The sequence below is a fragment of the Peribacillus frigoritolerans genome (genome assembly GCF_040250305.1).
In the GTDB taxonomy this organism is placed as follows: Bacteria; Bacillota; Bacilli; order Bacillales; family DSM-1321; genus Peribacillus.
In genome coordinates, this window is sequence record NZ_CP158190.1 from 604359 (window position 1) to 622159 (window position 17801).

At 41.5% G+C, this 17801-nt stretch carries 15 protein-coding genes, 1 pseudogene and 1 riboswitch; of the genes and pseudogenes, 8 read left to right on the plus strand and 8 right to left on the minus strand.

The window, feature by feature from the left end:
• Positions 1 to 189 precede the first annotated feature (189 nt).
• Positions 190 to 2238: a molybdopterin oxidoreductase family protein gene (locus ABOA58_RS02920; RefSeq protein ID WP_350301133.1), complete on the minus strand. Its 2049-nt coding sequence runs from the start codon at positions 2236 to 2238 to the stop codon at positions 190 to 192.
• Between the two features lie 151 nt (positions 2239 to 2389).
• Between ABOA58_RS02920 and putP the strand changes: the two genes are divergently transcribed.
• From putP to megL, 4 genes are all read left to right on the plus strand, one after another.
• On the plus strand, positions 2390 to 3859 hold the full coding sequence (gene putP, locus ABOA58_RS02925; RefSeq protein ID WP_350301134.1) for a sodium/proline symporter PutP: 1470 nt from the start codon (positions 2390 to 2392) through the stop codon (positions 3857 to 3859).
• A 114-nt stretch (positions 3860 to 3973) separates the two neighbouring features.
• Positions 3974 to 5299 carry an ATP-binding protein gene (locus tag ABOA58_RS02930; protein ID WP_350301135.1) on the plus strand — a complete coding sequence of 442 codons (1326 nt, stop codon included), beginning with the start codon at positions 3974 to 3976 and terminating at the stop codon, positions 5297 to 5299.
• Between the two features lie 47 nt (positions 5300 to 5346).
• Entirely contained in the window at positions 5347 to 6483 is a 1137-nt protein-coding gene (locus ABOA58_RS02935; protein WP_350301136.1) for a DEAD/DEAH box helicase, read from the plus strand.
• A gap of 239 nt (positions 6484 to 6722) precedes the next feature.
• The gene (gene megL / locus ABOA58_RS02940) at positions 6723 to 7898 is read left to right on the plus strand and encodes a methionine gamma-lyase (protein ID WP_350301137.1); all 1176 of its coding nucleotides are present in this window, start codon (positions 6723 to 6725) and stop codon (positions 7896 to 7898) included.
• Here megL and ABOA58_RS02945 read toward each other — a convergent pair.
• Complete coding sequence (locus ABOA58_RS02945) at positions 7895 to 8632, minus strand: TspO/MBR family protein (protein ID WP_350301138.1); 738 nt, start codon at positions 8630 to 8632, stop codon at positions 7895 to 7897. The two genes, megL and ABOA58_RS02945, sit on opposite strands and share 4 nt — an antisense overlap.
• Positions 8633 to 8834: 202 nt before the next feature.
• Positions 8835 to 8965: riboswitch (FMN riboswitch) on the plus strand.
• 146 nt (positions 8966 to 9111) lie between these two features.
• Here ABOA58_RS02945 and ribE point away from each other — a divergent pair.
• The 4 genes and pseudogenes from ribE to ABOA58_RS02965 all read left to right on the plus strand — a co-directional run bounded on the left by ribE (position 9112) and on the right by ABOA58_RS02965 (position 12530).
• Positions 9112 to 9750 (plus strand): riboflavin synthase, encoded by a 639-nt coding sequence (ribE, locus tag ABOA58_RS02950; protein WP_350301139.1) that lies wholly within the window; start codon positions 9112 to 9114, stop codon positions 9748 to 9750.
• An 18-nt stretch (positions 9751 to 9768) separates the two neighbouring features.
• Positions 9769 to 10407 (plus strand): annotated as a pseudogene (gene ribB / locus ABOA58_RS02955) (3,4-dihydroxy-2-butanone-4-phosphate synthase); the annotation flags it as partial.
• Between the two features lie 78 nt (positions 10408 to 10485).
• Positions 10486 to 10956 (plus strand): 6,7-dimethyl-8-ribityllumazine synthase, encoded by a 471-nt coding sequence (ribH, locus tag ABOA58_RS02960; protein ID WP_048685088.1) that lies wholly within the window; start codon positions 10486 to 10488, stop codon positions 10954 to 10956.
• A 407-nt stretch (positions 10957 to 11363) separates the two neighbouring features.
• Positions 11364 to 12530, plus strand: a complete 1167-nt coding sequence (locus ABOA58_RS02965; protein ID WP_350301140.1) for a DHH family phosphoesterase — start codon at positions 11364 to 11366, stop codon at positions 12528 to 12530.
• Positions 12531 to 12592: 62 nt separating this feature from the next.
• Here the strand turns inward: ABOA58_RS02965 and ABOA58_RS02970 are convergent, their stop codons facing one another.
• The 6 genes from ABOA58_RS02970 to ABOA58_RS02995 all read right to left on the minus strand — a co-directional run bounded on the left by ABOA58_RS02970 (position 12593) and on the right by ABOA58_RS02995 (position 17592).
• Positions 12593 to 13459 (minus strand): YihY/virulence factor BrkB family protein, encoded by an 867-nt coding sequence (locus ABOA58_RS02970; protein ID WP_350301141.1) that lies wholly within the window; start codon positions 13457 to 13459, stop codon positions 12593 to 12595.
• A 405-nt stretch (positions 13460 to 13864) separates the two neighbouring features.
• On the minus strand, positions 13865 to 15091 hold the full coding sequence (locus ABOA58_RS02975; protein ID WP_350301142.1) for a cation:proton antiporter: 1227 nt from the start codon (positions 15089 to 15091) through the stop codon (positions 13865 to 13867).
• 6 nt (positions 15092 to 15097) lie between these two features.
• On the minus strand, positions 15098 to 15595 hold the full coding sequence (locus tag ABOA58_RS02980) for a cation:proton antiporter regulatory subunit (protein ID WP_137017835.1): 498 nt from the start codon (positions 15593 to 15595) through the stop codon (positions 15098 to 15100).
• Positions 15596 to 15647: 52 nt separating this feature from the next.
• Entirely contained in the window at positions 15648 to 16211 is a 564-nt protein-coding gene (locus ABOA58_RS02985) for a tyrosine-type recombinase/integrase (RefSeq protein ID WP_350301143.1), read from the minus strand.
• A 566-nt stretch (positions 16212 to 16777) separates the two neighbouring features.
• On the minus strand, positions 16778 to 17350 hold the full coding sequence (locus tag ABOA58_RS02990) for a VanZ family protein (RefSeq protein ID WP_350301144.1): 573 nt from the start codon (positions 17348 to 17350) through the stop codon (positions 16778 to 16780).
• A gap of 11 nt (positions 17351 to 17361) precedes the next feature.
• Positions 17362 to 17592: a hypothetical protein gene (locus ABOA58_RS02995; protein ID WP_350301145.1), complete on the minus strand. Its 231-nt coding sequence runs from the start codon at positions 17590 to 17592 to the stop codon at positions 17362 to 17364.
• Positions 17593 to 17801 lie beyond the last annotated feature (209 nt).

The window sequence follows — 17801 nt, forward strand, 5'->3', positions numbered from 1 at the left end:
ATATATTCTTGAAATCGCAGATATAACTCAGAAATCGAGATATAATCCGGAAAATCGCAGATATAATTCCGGAATCAGAGATATAATCCGGAAAATCGCAGATATAACTCAGAAATCAGAGATAAAACTCCGAAATCGGAGATATAATCCGAAAATCGCAGCTATATTCAAAGATTGCTCAACGTTGATCTACTCTTGTTGGACTTTTTCGAGATCGACCCGCCCTGAGAAGAAAACGGCGCCATTACCCATATCCGCGAGGCGATCTGGGGTAAGGGAATTGATGTGTTGCTTTGTTTCGGGCGTATTCTGCCACAAGCCTTGGCTGACAAGAACGCCTGGTAACACATTTTCACCGGGAGCAGCGGTAAGCAAACATTCACCGCGACCGTTCCAGATTTTTACGATATCTCCTGGGGCTATCCCCATAGTTTTGGCATCAGCGGCATTCATGTGCAGTTTCGGTTCCTTTTCCATGGAGATATGTTTGGCATTATTTGAAAAGGTTGAATTCAAGAAATTGTGATTAGGTGCCGGAATGAATAAAAATGGCAGATCGCTGTCTTTAATGATTGGCGTATATGTTGGCAAAGGCTCGTATCCATCCCGCTTCATCCGTTCGGAATAAAGTTCGATTTTACCGCTTGGTGTCGGGAGTTTGCCTGGGAACATCGGCCGCATTTTGGCTTTGACAAATTGATTCCTTGAAAGGGAGTCATAGGTTATGCTTTCCAAATGCGGGTTGTCGGGAAAGTCCAGAGCCTGCCGTATCATATCTTCCTCTGAATCTCTAAATGCTTGTTCCCCAAATCCCATTCCAACAGCCAACAGTTTGAACAATTCAACATTCGATTTCGATTCGCCATATTTTTCGACTACAGGCTTTTGTATTTGGACGTAATTATGCCAGTATGAATTATAAAAATCCTCCGTTTCATAAGATGATGTGGCAGGAAGAACGAGGTCGGCAAACATGGCCGTTTCGGTTAAGAATAGATCATGGACCACTGTGAATAGATCTTCCCGCATTAGACCTTCCTGTACCTTATTTGCATTCGGAGCGACAAGTGCTGGGTTGGAGCCGTATACAAACATGGAGCGAATCGGGTTTTCTTTTTCCAGAAGAGCTTGACCGATTTGGTTCATATTAATGGTCCGGGTAGCTTTATTTTGCAATAAATCAGGACGTCTTAAGGCATTTGTATTAAACGCTAGATATCCTGAATTCCCTTTGATGGCTCCGCCGCCTTCCGCCATCCATTGGCCGGTAAGTGCAGGCAGGCAGGCAATGGTGCGTACTGCCATGCCGCCATTGTCATGGTGCTGCAGGCCATTGCCTATCCGTACGAATGATGGACTTGTCGTGCCGTACATCCTGGCTAATTCATATAAGTCATCAATTGGAACGCCAGTGATCGCGGAGACCGTCGCAGGGTCATATTGGCGGACGTGTTCGCGCAATTCAGCAGCACCCACTGTGTATTCATCGAGAAAGGGCTGGTCGACTAGATTCTCGGCATATAAGATATGCATTAATCCGAGGGCGAGCGCACTATCTGTACCAGGCAGAATCGGAATGAACCAATCCGCCCACTTGCCGGTTTGGTTTTTATGTACGTCAATGACAACTACTTTGGCCCCGTTTTTTCGGGCTTGCTGGGCAAGCGTAACTTGATGCATATTTGTGCTCACAGCGTTAATGCCCCACATGATGAAAAGCTTTGTATGAATCGTTTCTTCCGGGTCGGTGCCGAATGAACCACCCATTGTATAGCTGTATCCGACTGAGCCAGCCGCGTTACAAATGGAACGTTCGAGCATGCTTGCACCTAGCTTGTGGAAAAAACGGCGATCCATCCCCTCAGCGCTAAGATTGCCCATGTTTCCGTAAAAGCTGTAGGGAAGTATGCTTTCCGGACCGTGCATTTCGATCAGGTCTTTCCATTTGGATGTGATTATGTCAATGGCCTCTTCCCAGCTGATTGGAGCGAATTTCCCTTCACCTTTCGGACCGATGCGCTTTAATGGCTGTTTTAAGCGATTGGGGTCATATAGACGGGCAGTCATGTTGCGGACTTTGTTGCAAATATTCCCTTTTGTGACGGGATGATCAGGGTCTCCTTGAACTTTAATGATTTTCCCGTCTTTTTTGTGCAGCAGTAAACCGCATTGATCAGGACAGTCAAGAGAGCAAACAGAGGGAAAGACTCCATCTGGCTGATTGATATAGGATTGCATGGCGTATTCCTCCTAATAATTTAATCTAATAAAATGAATTTTCTTAATTATATTGAAAGTGAAATCGATGAAAGGTGCAAGAACTTCTTAACATATGTTTTTTTTTCTGATAAGCTTACTAGATGAAAAATTAACCTAGGGGGATTCATTTTTGGATTACGGAATTATAATATCAATTGGTATATACATGGCCGGCATGCTGTTAATTGGTTATTTGGCCTATCGGAAAACGGCAAACTTAACCGATTACATGCTTGGCGGCCGGAATTTGGGCCCGGCTGTAACTGCATTGAGTGCAGGTGCTTCTGATATGAGCGGCTGGCTGTTGATGGGTCTTCCGGGTGCAATGTACATAAGCGGGTTGAGTGCTGGCTGGATTGTCGTCGGACTGTGTGCAGGGTCTTATTTAAACTGGCTATTCGTGGCACCAAGACTTCGGACATATACGGAAGTAGCCGGCAATTCGATTACGATTCCCGACTTTTTGGGAAATCGGTTCAAGGATGGCTCCCGGGTCTTAAAAGTGGTATCGGCATCGGTCATTTTAATTTTCTTCACCTTTTACACATCTTCAGGTATGGTAGCAGGCGGCGAGCTTTTCCGCACGGCATTCAATTTGGATTACCGTTGGGGCATTTGGCTGACGGCGAGCGTCGTTATTCTTTATACATTATTCGGCGGATTCCTGGCTGTTAGCTGGACGGACTTCGTACAAGGTACGATTATGTTCATTGCCTTAATTCTAGTACCGGTTGTCACGATTGTAAATATTGGAGGCTGGGATCCCACCTTCAATGAAATAAATTCGATCAACCCGAATTTAATGCATGTTTTTGAAGGAACATCAACCATTGGCATCATATCTCTTCTGGCATGGGGGCTTGGTTATTTCGGACAGCCTCATATAATCGTTCGATTCATGGCGGTTTCATCTGTTAAAGAATTGAAAAGCGCACGTCGGATCGGTATGGGCTGGATGATTTTTGCCATCGTCGGAGCGATGTTCACCGGGTTGGTGGGGATTGCTTATTTTAACCTGACAAGCAGTCCTTTAGGGGAAAAAAATGCTGAGTCCGTCTTCATCATTTTAGCTAAAGAACTGTTTCCTTCCCTAATTACAGGCTTTTTGTTGGCTGCGATTTTAGCAGCGGTCATGAGTACGATTGCATCTCAGCTGTTAGTATCTGCAAGTGCCCTGACCGATGATTTCTATAAGCAGTTCATTCGGCCGAAGGCGTCTGATAAGGAATTAGTGCTGGTAGGTCGGTTTGGTGTATTGGCGATATCTGCCATTGCCTTATTATTGGCGTTTAATCCAAGCGGTACGATCCTTAAATTGGTGGGTTATGCATGGGCTGGTTTCGGAGCGGCATTCGGTCCTGTCATTCTGTTAAGCCTGTACTGGAAACGAATGACGAAATGGGGAGCCCTGGCGGGAATGATTGTCGGTACGGCAACCGTGATCGTCTGGGATATGATCGATAAGTTCGCTGAAGTATACGAAATCATTCCTGGTTTCATCGCTGGTTCAATAGCGGTGGTCGTTTTCAGCTTATTAACGGCCAAGCCTACAAAAGATATAGAAGAAGAATTCAATCAAGCCATTAAAAACCTCTCTTGATCATTGAAGGTCCAGTTAAAATGCTCTGGATTTTTTAGCGATATAAAACAATGATTGCAATATATATGGTACAATATCGATAGAGTCCTTATGTTTAAAACATGAGGGCTTTTTTTGAGTGATTTGGGAATAATAAACCAAAAACAATACAAAGGAAAAAATATGAACCAATCTCATAAAATTGCATGTAAAGTGGCTTTTATATATATAATCATTGGGGTCTTATGGATTGTCGTTACGGATTACATCTCTATGACACAGGCAAGGGCAGATGTTCAGATATATGCAATGTTTCAACATTCCAAAGGGTGGATGTTCATTTTCATAACCGGGCTTTTCCTATACTTCATAATCAGGTATTGGACGGGTAAAATGTTGAGGTCCCAACAGGAATTCAATCTGAAGGATGAACAGTATCGGTCGCTGTTCAAGCATAACCCGGATTGTGTCCTTGAGCTTAATCTCGAAGGAAATGTTGTTTCGCTAAACCCGGAAGCTGAGAAACTGTTGGGTCATAATAGTGACAATTTGAAAGGTAAGAATGCGAATCATCTCCTCAACTGGAATGAAAGTGATAAAGTATCTGAATTCTTTTTACAGTCCCTTCAAGGGGAGGCTGTTAAATTCGAAACGACCATCCAGAATAGCAGTGATGAAAAACGGATAATCCGTGTGACCTTTTTACCGATCATCGTTCACGCGGAAATGCTAGGGGTATATGCAATCGTTAGGGATATTACTGAATTGCGGCGCGAAGAGGAATTGATGATCATGTCTGAAAAGCTATCTGTTATCGGACATCTGGCTGCCGCCGTCGCACATGAGATAAGGAATCCACTGACATCGTTAAAAGGATTCGTACAGTTAATGGATATGACCAAGGAAGTAAACCCGCTGCATTCCGATATTATGTTAAAGGAAATTGACCGAATCAATATTATCTCAAGTGAACTTTTGGTTCTCGGGAAGAAACAGGATGTCGCATTTCGCAGGATCGATCTTGCCGACAGTTTACAGCAGGTATTCACGTTGATGAAAGCAGAAACGAATTTGAATAATATCGAAATGGGGTTCAGGGTTAAAACTGCCGAACCGATTTATATTATGGCTGATTCAATTGAACTTAAACAGTTGGTAATCAATATCATAAAGAACAGCATTGAAGCGATAAAGGATAATGGGGAAATTGAAATTTCGCTGCAAATCATCGATGGACAAGCTGTAGTCAGCGTGAGTGATAATGGCATGGGAATGGGGCCCGAGCGTCTTGAACGGATTGGTGAGCCTTTTTACTCCACGAAGGAAAAGGGCACAGGGATCGGGCTTGCAATTTGCCGGAAGATCGTTCATCGCCTTCAGGGGGAAATGCATTTTGAAAGTGAGATAAACAAAGGGACGACGGTTACAATTCGCATTCCGTTGGCTACTGGACAAGAATAAATGGTACTATGAAAGATAGGAAAAGTTTTATATTAAAGGAGAACGATATGAGCGAATTACCTGCATTAATAAACGATAGAAAACCATATATACAAGAGGTCTGGAAAAAGTCCGGATTCGGACAACTTACCCCAATTCAAACGAAAGCGATTCCCGTGATAGTCGAGGGAAAAGATATCATGGCCGAATCACCGACAGGTACAGGGAAAACATTAGCATATTTACTGCCTTTGCTGGAAAAGATAGATCCTGAAAAAAAATCGCCCCAAGCTTTGATTTTGGCATCATCACGAGAACTGGTCATGCAAATCAATGAAGAAATTCGCATTTGGTCAGAGGGAAGTGGCATTACAGGTGCAGCATTCATCGGCGGTGCTAATGTGAAAAGGCAGTTGGACAAACTGAAGAAGCGTCCACAGGTGATTGCTGGAACACCGGGACGGATTTACGAATTAATTGCCCAAAAGAAATTGAAGATGCATGAAGTTAAGACGATAGTACTTGATGAAGGTGACCAATTGATCACTCCGGAGCATATGGGAACGATCAATAATATTATCAAAACAACGCTAAAAGACCGGCAAATCATGGTGTTTTCAGCGACCCTGCCGGAGGAAACGGAAAAAGCGGCAAGGGGATTCATGAATGAACCCGAAATGATCAAGGTTGATAAGCATGAAAAAATGGAATCAAAGGTGGACCATCTTTACTTTGTTGTTGAGAGACGGGAAAAGTCCAAGATTCTGGAGAAAATCACAAGAATTAAAGATGTGAAGGCCCTTGCCTTCCTGAATGATATAGCAGAGCTGAGCGTCTTACATGAAAAGCTGAGCTATAAAGGTATTGAAATGGGCGTGCTTCACGGCGAATCCAATAAAATCGACAGGGAGAAAGCGCTGCGCAAGCTTCGTTCCGGAAAATCCCCGATGCTGATAGCAACGGATGTAGCGGCAAGGGGGCTGGATATTAAAGGCCTTACTGCGGTCGTCCATATTGATATGGCTGACAACATCGAACAATATATCCATAGATCCGGGAGAACTGGGCGTGCAGGTGCAGATGGCACTGTCATTTCAATCGTAACGGAAAGAGAAGAGCGAGAGTTGAAAAAAATGGCTCGTGAACTTGAGCTACCATTAACGAGAGTAACCTTCTATGGTGGAAACATCGTAGTCGATGAATGATTCGCAAAAAGGGACGGCCATGGCGGCTGTCCTTTTTTTACGAATGCCCGTAGGTTTAAAAAGAGTTGCTCAATTTGCAGAATCCAACTGAACTTGTTCATCTATTGCCCTCGGAGAAATCATATTATATTTACTAAATTCAGGAGTTCATTTATGGGTGATAATCATGAATGAAAACGCTTCCTTTGTATGGGTTTTTGACATATGATAGCAATAGACATAGGTTAGGAGGAGACGGTATGACAGGAAAGTATAAACAATTTGAAACGGCAGTCATCCATGAAGGATATGACTCGAAGAAGCATTTAGGAAGTTTGGCAACACCCTTATTCCAAACCTCAACATTCACTTTCGAAAATGCCGAGCAAGGGGAGAGGCGTTTTGCCGGTGTGGAAGATGGATATATTTATTCGCGACTTGGAAATCCAACGGTACAGGTGCTTGAAGAAAAGATTGCCGCTTTGGAAGGCGGGGAAGCTGGCCTTGCTTTCGGTTCAGGCATGGCTGCCGTTTCAGCTGTGCTTTTTGCGTTAACGAAAACAGATGACCACATCCTGTGCTCACAGGGGTTATATGGTTGTACATTTGGCCTCCTGCAGCTAATGAAAAATAAATACCGCATCACTCATGATTTTTGTGAAATGGATACAGAAGAACAGGTAAGGAAAATGATCCGGCCGGAAACGACCTGCATCTATGTAGAAACCCCGATCAATCCGACGATGAAAATGATTGACTTACAGATGGTGGTGAAAGTTGCGAAGGAATATAATGTGACGTTCGTAGTGGATAATACGTTTTCGACGCCATACCTACAGAGACCGCTTGAGTATGGCTGTGATATCGTCCTTCATAGCGCTACGAAATATCTTTGCGGGCATGGGGATGTCGTTGCAGGACTTGTCGTAGGTAAGAAGGAATTCATGAATCAGGTAGCTGGGACTACACAGAAGGATATCGGTGGAATCATTTCACCTTTCGATGCTTGGTTACTATTGCGGGGGTTAAAGACCTTGCCTGTCAGGATGGACCGTCATTCGGCCAATGCAATGGAAATCTTTCATGAACTTAAGAAACATCCAAAGGTGAAAAAGGTATATTATCCAGGTGATGAAGCTTCACCGGACCATTATATAATGCACAAACAGATGAAACATGGCGGCGGCCTTATCTCTTTCGAATTGCATGGCACAAAACAGGATGCACAGGAATTCCTCAATAAATTGAAACTAATCAAAATTGCCGTAAGTCTTGGGGATACCGAAACATTGATCCAGCATCCCGCTACCATGACGCACTCTGCCGTTCCTGAAGATTCACGGAAACAAATGGGCATCAGTGACCAGCTGGTCCGTCTCTCAGTTGGCCTAGAAGCTTGGCAGGATGTCTGGCAAGATCTTCAGCAAGCATTTTAAGCTACCATTTTTCTTCTATTTTTAATGAAGATGGTGATGGATACGACAAAAGTGATGACAGCCAGGATATAAGAAATGTCCGTAATAACCGGATAGGCGGAGCTATTTCGTATCCCGATGCCTATGAACGCCCAAACGAATACGAGAGGATAGCACCAATCCCGGTTTTTACCTGCAAAGACAAAAGCCAGGATTGTTGCTGCAATCAGCAGGACGATCGTCCAGGCTAAACTTGAAACCCCAAAGCCGTCCCATTTGATATACGTGAGGTAATAAGAAATGTCAGCGATCGTTGCAACACTTACCCAGCCTGTATAAACGGAAAACGGAAATAGGTCGAAAGGAGTGTGCTCCACCTTTTTTATGCTTGTATAAATGACCATTAAAGTAGCCAAAAGAGCAATGATAATGAATACGGATAACAAAAAGTGTTCATAGTGCCAAGCCAAAAGCCAAGCTCCATTCAAGACACAGCTTAAAGCGAACCAAGGGAAGGATGCCTTATAAGCAGGGCTGTTTTGATGTTTGCTTAAGAACTGCCTGAATACCCAGATGGCGAGCAGGAAATAGATCAAGCCCCATATGGAAAATACATATCCGGCAGGAGTGAAAAGGACATCAAGTTTATCGGAAATCTCTCCTGATGTCTGGCCGTTCAATGGCAGGAAATTAGCTAAAAAATTCATCGTGACGACGAACAGATAGAAAATCAAGTTGATGATGGAAATAAGCATTATGGCTTCCTCCTTATATGAATTGTGATTCTCTAACCCTATTCCACAAATTTAGCCTGATTAACCTCTTTGGAGCACATCGGGGACTTGGGGGTCGATTTTTCATAAAGGGAGGAAGTTTCTGTAACCATTGAACCATTTAAGGTTAGAAATTTTACATCTTCACTTTATGGTGATAAAATATTCAAAGATTCATATTATTTTAGTCCTTCGGGGTCGGGTGAAAATCCCAACCGGCGGTGATGAAGAAATTCTAAGCCCGCGAGCCTGTTAAAGGCAGGATTTGGTGAGATTCCAAAGCCGACAGTAAAGTCTGGATGGGAGAAGGACGTGTGGAACCCAAGTGTATACGTACGCCTAATTTTTCAAAAATGAAAATATTAGGCTTTTTAGGTATACAATTTTTTTCACTCATTTCTCCTGCTAACTCCTTAGGTCATCCTAAGGGGTTTTTTATATTTTATAAAAGGGGGAAAAACATGTTTACGGGAATCATTGAGGATATCGGTACCGTACATTCCATGAAAAAAGGAAAAAGCAGTATGGAGTTATCGATTCGTTCTGAAAAAGTCCTTCAAGATGTTCATCTGGGGGATAGTATTTCAGTAAACGGAGTCTGCTTAACGGTAACGTCCTTCACGAAAAGTTTGTTTACGGTCGACGTGATGCCGGAAACGGTCAAAGCTTCCTCGATCCGGACATTGAAATTGGGATCACCTGTGAATCTTGAACGAGCCATGAGTGCACAGGGAAGGTTTGGCGGTCATTTTGTTTCAGGTCATATCGACGGAACCGGAACGATCATAAAAAAAGAACGGAAAGAAAATGCCGTATATTATGTAATCCAATTGGAAGAGGGGCTCAGTGCCTTTTGCATTCCAAAAGGATCCGTGGCCATTGATGGAACGAGTTTGACGATATTTGGAATCGAAAGGAACCTATTGACTGTATCACTGATTCCATTGACTCATCAGGACACCATATTGGGACAAAAAGCGGCTGGCGATATTGTTAACATCGAAAACGACATGATAGGGAAATATATAATACATCAAATGAAAAATGGCAATCCAAAACCAGGACTGAATTTAGAGTTTTTGGCAGAGCATGGATTCTAATAAAAGGGCGGTGTAATGATGTTCCATACAATAGAAGAAGCGATAGAAGATTTGAAGGCTGGCAAGGTAGTAATCGTATCCGATGATGAAGACCGTGAAAATGAAGGGGATTTTGTAGTGCTGGCCGAAAAGGCGACACCGGAAGCGATTAATTTCATGGCGACTCATGGACGTGGTTTGATTTGTACAACCATCACTGAAGAACTGGCAGCAAAATTGAAACTGCATCCTATGGTAGGAGAAAATACCGATCATCATGGCACTGCTTTTACGGTAAGTGTCGATCATAAAAGCACCTCTACAGGAATCAGTGCTTTTGAAAGGTCCTTGACCATCCTTGAGCTTCTTAATGAAGATTCGGTCGCTGAAGATTTCCAAAGGCCTGGTCACACTTTCCCGATAGTCGCAAAAGAAGGTGGCGTATTAAGGAGGGCAGGACATACAGAGGCATCGGTGGACTTGGCGAAGTTATGCGGTGCCGCTCCAGCTGGTGTCATTTGTGAAATCATGAATGAAGATGGATCGATGGCCCGGGTATCCGATTTAGAAGTCATCGCTGATAAATTCAATCTGAAATTCATTACGATAGCCGATTTGATTCGCTATCTTCAACAAAATGATACGATCGGGAAACAGGAGCTTGAACTGAACATCCCTAAAGCTTGAGGATTTAAGGAATTACATCTTAACAGAACAAAAAATAATATTGTTTTTAAAAATTAGGAGGAATTGGACATGGGGAAAACTATTGAAGCACAATTAATCGGATCAGGATTGAAAGTCGGCATTGTGGTAGGAAGATTTAATGAGTTTATCACAAGTAAGCTTTTAGGAGGGGCATTGGATGGTCTTAAGCGTCATGGCGTAGATGAGAATGATGTTGACATCGCTTGGGTCCCGGGTGCTTTTGAACTTCCGTTAATTGCTAAGAAACTTGTGAATACAGGTAAATATGATGCGGTAATCGGTCTTGGAACGGTAATCAGGGGTGCCACTTCACATTATGATTATGTCTGTAATGAAGCAGCTAAAGGCATGGCTTCCGTTTCCTTGGAAACGGGTGTACCGGTTATCTTCGGTTTGCTGACAACTGAAAATATTGAACAAGCCATTGAACGTGCTGGAACAAAATCAGGTAACAAAGGCTATGAAGCGGCCGTTAGTGCCATTGAAATGGCCAACCTTGGAAAATTGATAGAACAGTGATTTCACATAAGGAAGCCGCATGGAATAACATTCCTGCGGCTTTTTTTGATGTACTGGATCTTGGGTCTGATTGAGTCAGCCCTTCTTAAACCATTAAGCAATTCTTTAAAGTTCGTAAAGTTCCTAGCCATTGATCGATTAGGAAATGCTGCTCATCGACACTCACCGAAATCCCTTTAATGAAAATATCTCGGTTTCAAAGTAATGTGTTTTCCTTATATATACGTATAAATTATGGAAAATAAAGAATCATTAGGGAATTTTTCAAAAAAAAAACGAACAAAAGCATCACGCAATGGAAGCATGATAAAATATGCGGATATGATTATGCTACAATTGTAAAGATTGCAATTGAAATTCATGTCTTTAGGGAAAAGTAAATTTATTAGTTACTAGGAGGGGTTTGTGTGTACCATCTCTTTACACATAATGATTTAGATGGAGTCGGCTGCGGCATTATAGCTAAGTTGGCCTTCGGAGAAGAAGTAGTGGTAAGTTATAATTCAATTGGTCGCCTCAATCAGAACGTAGGAGCATTTCTTGAGCAAGCCAAGCTTGAAGATACATTGATCGTTACTGATCTATCGGTTGATGAAGATAACGAAAAAATGATTACTCAGTTTGTGGAAGATGGAGGCAAAGCTCTGCTGATTGATCATCATAAGTCAGCATTGCATTTGAACGAACATGATTGGGCATCTGTAACTGTCGAACAGGAAGATGGTAAACAGACGGCAGCGACATCATTATTCTATCAGTATGCAGTTGAAAATAAATACCTGGAACCTTCAAGCATTGTCGCTGAATTCGTTGAATTGGTCCGACAATACGATACTTGGGAATGGGAAGTCAATAAAAATACAACGGCAAAACGATTGAATGACCTGTTTTTCATGATTCCGATAGAGGAATTCGAAATGAAAATCGCAAATAAGCTGTCGACGGCTGAAAGTTTTGCTTTTGACGAAGTGGAGCAGACCCTTCTGAATGTTGAAGAGAGTCGGGTAGATCGGTACATAAACAGGAAAAAAAGAGAAGTCTATCAGGCTACGGTCGGTCCCCATACAGCTGGTGTGGTCCATGCAGAGTCATATCACTCAGAATTGGGTAATGAACTGTCGAAAGAGTTCTCGCATCTTGATTATATAGCGATCCTGATGGTTGGAAGTAAAAGAATCAGCTTCCGGACAATTCACGACGATATTGATGTTTCTGAAGTTGCTGGCAAGTACGATGGGGGCGGCCACCAAAAAGCGGCAGGTTGTACCATGTCCGAAAAGGCATATAGCCAATATGTCGAAAAGACCTTCTTTGCCGAGCCCCTTAAACGAGACGCACATAAGAATCAACTGAATGTAAAGGAATCCCCAGAGGGCTGCCTATATTCAACGAGAGACAAACAGGACATATTCATTTATGAAGATGAAGAAGAGCAATGGATCGTTGAAATCAACGGAAAACAACAGAAAAAAACATTCGATACATTTACGGAAGCGGAAAAATACATGAAGCGGAAATACGCGGCATGGCTGGCCCATGATGAAAGATATGAAGAGTTTGTCAATAAGGGATGAATAGGAAAGCGGCTGTCCGAATGGGACAGCCGCTTTTCTATCTTTTGTCGTAATTCATGTTTTTACCTTTTAAGCGGGACAGGATGGACAATAGTGCGGGATGGTTTAATTGGAATGGAGTTTTGGCGATGGAGAATTGCATTGATTTCTCCGCCGATCACAAAAATCAGACCACTCAAATACAGCCATAGCATCAAGATGATGACGCCTCCTAAACTGCCGTAAGTAGAAGAATAGTTGGCAAAATTACTGACATAGAATGAAAATCCAAGTGAGATTCCCAGCCAAAGTACAGTTGCGGTCACTGCCCCAGGGATGACATGTTTAATGGGAAAACTTTTATTCGGTGCAAAGCGATATAAAAAGGTCAGGACAAGTGATATGACCACAACCGCGATAACCCACCGTAATAAGCTGAATATTATTTGCGTTTCTTCAGGGATCGGAATGACTTGCTGTAATAAATCGATGATCACTTTTCCGAAGACGGGGAGACCCAACATGACGATGAATGCCACAACCAGGCCTAATGTCAATACAATGGAGATGAAGCGGGCTTTAATGAAATTCCTTGTTTCTTCAACATCATAGGCAATATTCATGGAATGGATGAACGCATTCATTCCATTGGAAGCGGACCATATGGTGCCAAGGAAACCAAAAGTCAGTAAGCCGCCGTTCCGTTCAGATAATATGTTAATGATATTTTTCTCGATGACTTCCATCGTTTCCGCAGGCATGAAGGTTTTTATCGTGTCCAGGGCAGTCTGAATATCGATGTTCAGATAAGGTAATAAGGACAGCAGTAAAATGAGCAAAGGGAATAGTGCCAGTAGATAGTAATAAGCTTGTTCTGCTGCCAGCCCGGTCACACGATCTTCCTTTATTTCTTTAATCAGTTTCTTTGAAAATTTTATCGACTTATTCATCTGGGCATCACTCCTGAATAGTTACTTAGGTTATTGCTTCTTTTCCCTCTGTTCATATAAGTTAATCCTCAAAAGAAAAGAAATTGAAAGCTCTAATCCGGGCACTTGTAAAAGCTTGTGACAATGATATGCCGGAATGATGGGATGACCAACCTTAGCCAGTTCTTTTTTCAATGCTTTTTTTACGGGGAAAGGCGAGTAACATGCCAGGGAAAATCAGGATTGAAGATTCGTACAGCAAGCGACTAACTGATAAGCATTCGATACTTCAAGCCTATCAATAATGCCAACACTACTGCTAGGTATGATTTTATGCCCTCTTTAAAACAAGTATAATAGCTAATTAAGTGAATTTATAAAGGTAAACAGAAAAGCTGCCAGACATTGCTGTCTGGCAGCTTTTCTCTATTGCACTTCTTTTCCCTGTTCCTTCTGAACCTTCGGAGGGGTCCATTTGAATACTTTATTTAGGATATTATAGATGTGTTTGGATTCTTTGGTAAGGATTGGCCCAAGAATCGCTAAGGTTAAAACATAAAGTGCCGCAAACGGGGTTAGTATAGGCATTAAACCGCCTGCAATGCCTAAGTTGGCTAAAATGATGGAGAATTCGCCGCGTGAAACGATCGTTAAACCGATGTTTGCGGAAGCTCTGTGAGATAAACCGGATTTGAGTCCAGCGATCATACCAGCTGCAAAGTTACCGATGATGGTGATGATGACGGCTCCAAGAACCATCCAGACAGCTCCGCCAAGGGTTGTCGGATCGATACTCAAGCCAAAGCTGAAGAAAAATATGGCCCCGAAGAAGTCTCGAAAGGGAATGACAAGTTTCTCGATCCTGTCGCTATGTTCCGTTTCAGAAAAGACTAGGCCGAGCAGTAATGCACCAATGGCTTCCGCAACATGAATCGTTTCCGAGAAACCGGCAATGAAGAATAGTAATGCGAACACGACGATGATAAAAATCTCATCGGAGGAGATATTGAATAATTTGTTAAGGACCCCAGATGCTTTCCGGGCGATAACGAAAAATATCAGCATATACCCAATCGCGATAAATGTAGAAAGTAATGTTCCCCAAACGGAACCAGAAGAGCTTAATACCAATCCGGATACGACTGATAAATAAACAGCGAGGAAGATATCTTCAAACATGATGATGCCAAGGATTAGCTCCGTTTCATTGTTACCGGTCCTTTTAAGGTCCACAAGCACCTTTGCCACAATGGCACTTGAAGAAAAACTGATGATCCCGGTTAATATCAGAACCTCTTTCAATGGAAGACCGAGCAGGAAACCGTACAGCAAGGCCATTCCCACGTTGATTAAAATGTAATAGGTTCCGCCTGTCACGATATTTTTCCCGGATTTCATAAGCTTTTTGACGGAAAATTCAAGCCCTAGGTAAAACAGAAGGAATAAAATACCGACCCGACCGAGGAATGCTATGATTTCATCGCTTTCGATGAAACGCAGGTCAATTAATCCGAAGTGCGGGGCATGGGGGCCAACGAGCATCCCGATGATAATTAATAGTGGAACATTCGATATTTTGAATTTACCTGCTACGAGAGCGGCTAATGCCACTAGAAGAAGGGCAGTTCCCACTTCAAAGACTAAATGGTCCATATGAGCTTAGTCACTCCTTTCGTCGGTCAATAATTCTCTTGTGAGGTTTCGGATATCTTTTCTTTCACCGGATATCACAAGGGTGTCGCCTGTTTCGATGATGGAGTCAGGACCAGGATTATTCAGTTGTTTTTTTCCTTTTTTAGAATGGGCGATGACGGTCACGTTATAATTGCTCCTGATATCAATCGAACCGATCGTTTGATTGATGGCCTTTGAACCTGGTTCGACTTTGAACCATTCAATCACCAAGTCACCCAATGACATTTCAATCGTTTCAAGTGCTTGCGGTTTATAAACCATGCCGCCAATGATGGAAGCCATTTGCCGTGATTCCTGATCGTTAAGGGTGATGCTCGATATGACGTCCTCATGTTCATTATCAAAATGGTATAATTCCCGACGGCCGTCATCATGAATGACGATTACTAACTTTTCATCATTTCTCGTTATGATTTCGAATTTTTGGCCAATACCAGGAAGTTCACTTTCTCTAATTCTCACTGGAATTCCTCCTTAAAATGTTGGTTAGAGTTAATAGAAGATAGCAGAATGTTTATAAGTTAACGTCAATATTCGTCTTGAATTTCTTCTCCTTTGATATGCCGATGTATTTTAATGTCTCCGATGGACTGGAATGATGGTAATGCTTCTGTATCAATGCCAGTGATACTCCTTGTTTATAGGCATGGTAGCCAAAAGTTTTACGCATCGAACTTGCTCCGAATTTGCCTGTCAGCCCTGCACCTTCCACAGCATCATGGATGATTCGGTGCGCCTGTTGACGTGTGATCGGCTTTTTTGTCTTAGGGGAAAGAAATAAAAATTGACCTTCGATAACCTTCGAGCCTTTAAGGTATTCTTGTAAGGCGGTACGGACTTTCAGGTTCAAATAAATTTGGTTGAATTCGTCATTTTCCGTCCGCTGCTCATAGAACTCCTTGATTTTGCCCGTTTCATCCAGAACGCTGGCGACGGTGATTTCGAGCATTTCATTTATCTTCATACCTGTATTGATGCCGAGTACAAACAATAAATAATCCCGACTGGAGTGAGAGCGTAAGTATGTTTTTATTTTGCTGATTTGATTGATATCCTTAAAGGCTTCTACATATTCCATAGATCTTCTCCTCTTGCCAATGTAACATAATTACATTATATCACAAGTTATGTAACATTGCATGCATTAAGTCCTATTAAGGCTTCTCCAAAAAGCAAAGTACTGTTGAACCAAAAAAAGCTTTTTCTTATTCTCTACACAATCAAGTGAAAATATATCAGTTTCTTTTAAAAGCAAAAAGGGGTTTGTCTACATTTTTTTTGGCTTGTACAATGTGGGCGTGGTTGTAACGAGAGGCACTAAGCTTTCCAGAGGCGGTACGGGAGCCGCATCGGCTTTCAGCGAGGCTGCTGAAAAACTAACGGTTTTGAATGAGTTATTGTTTTTTCAACAAAAATAGATCACTTCCTGTACGATAATGAACAGGAAGTGATCTATTTCTTTCATATTTAGTTACTTTTCTGCTTTGATTTTCGTGGAAATTCGTTTGAGGTTGACTGCGAAAATGGCTGTTGCTCCTTGAATTCTCATGCCAAATAGAGACCCGCTGATGATGCTTCATCATACCCGTGTCTGTGTAGTCGGATAACGATTTGAAATGGCGTTTTTCACAGGATAAATCGTTATTATGTATTATTGATATGTTTAACAATGGAATTAAACTTTATATGCCACTTTCTCACAAGGATATGAAACGTTAATTTAAATAACTTAAATAAAATGAAGTATCCTAATAATGTCCCTGATATATTAAAGATTACATCATCAATATCAACAAATCTAAAAGTATATCCTGCATATAAAGCTGTTAGTAGTTGACCTGATTCGAGAATTATTCCAGTTAATACACCAGCTATTAAAATTTTCTTAAATGAGGCTCTAAATAAGAAGGGTAATCCAAAGCCTAGTGGGACAGTCATTAAAATATTAAAAAAGCTCAATTTGGTAAATTCATATTTAAATGGGATTAAATTCATTTCTCTCCAAACATTTTGCCCCCCAAATGCTTCTCTTTGATCATCATCTACATAAATGGGAAATTGAGTGAGGTTTATAACATTACATAAATAAACATACATAATTGTATAGAATAAAAGATAGGTATAACTTTTTTTAAAACTTAATTTTAGTATTAGTGCCAAAATGATATATAAAATTATAAAACTGTAAAGAATCCAACCGCTGAAATGATAAACCATTTTAGGGACTCCTATCGTAAAATTGCAGTTCCTTTATTTAATTTAAAATATTGACCGTTTTTACTTCCATCAACTATACGAAGATTCATTGTAAAGCTATAAGCATTAGTTGCTGCAAAAGCAAAAGAGGGCATTGCTATTATAATTGATAATATACATATCACTGAAACTGAAAATAATTTGGTTTTAATAATTACACCCTTTCCGTTTTTAACAAGGACTATAGTATCGTAAATATCCACAATTTACGTCTCAATTTTGAAATGTTCTGTTTCAGAAAAGAATAATAGTATAAAGAAATAAATGGTGAAACGATGTTTGAATATTTAATTTTATTTTAAAATTCATGGTGAATAATGATTGTAAGTTAATGAACAACAGATGTATTAAAGGAAGTGGTTGTAACGCAGATAAATCAAGTTTATCGAGTTGAGGTATAACCATGAAAAAA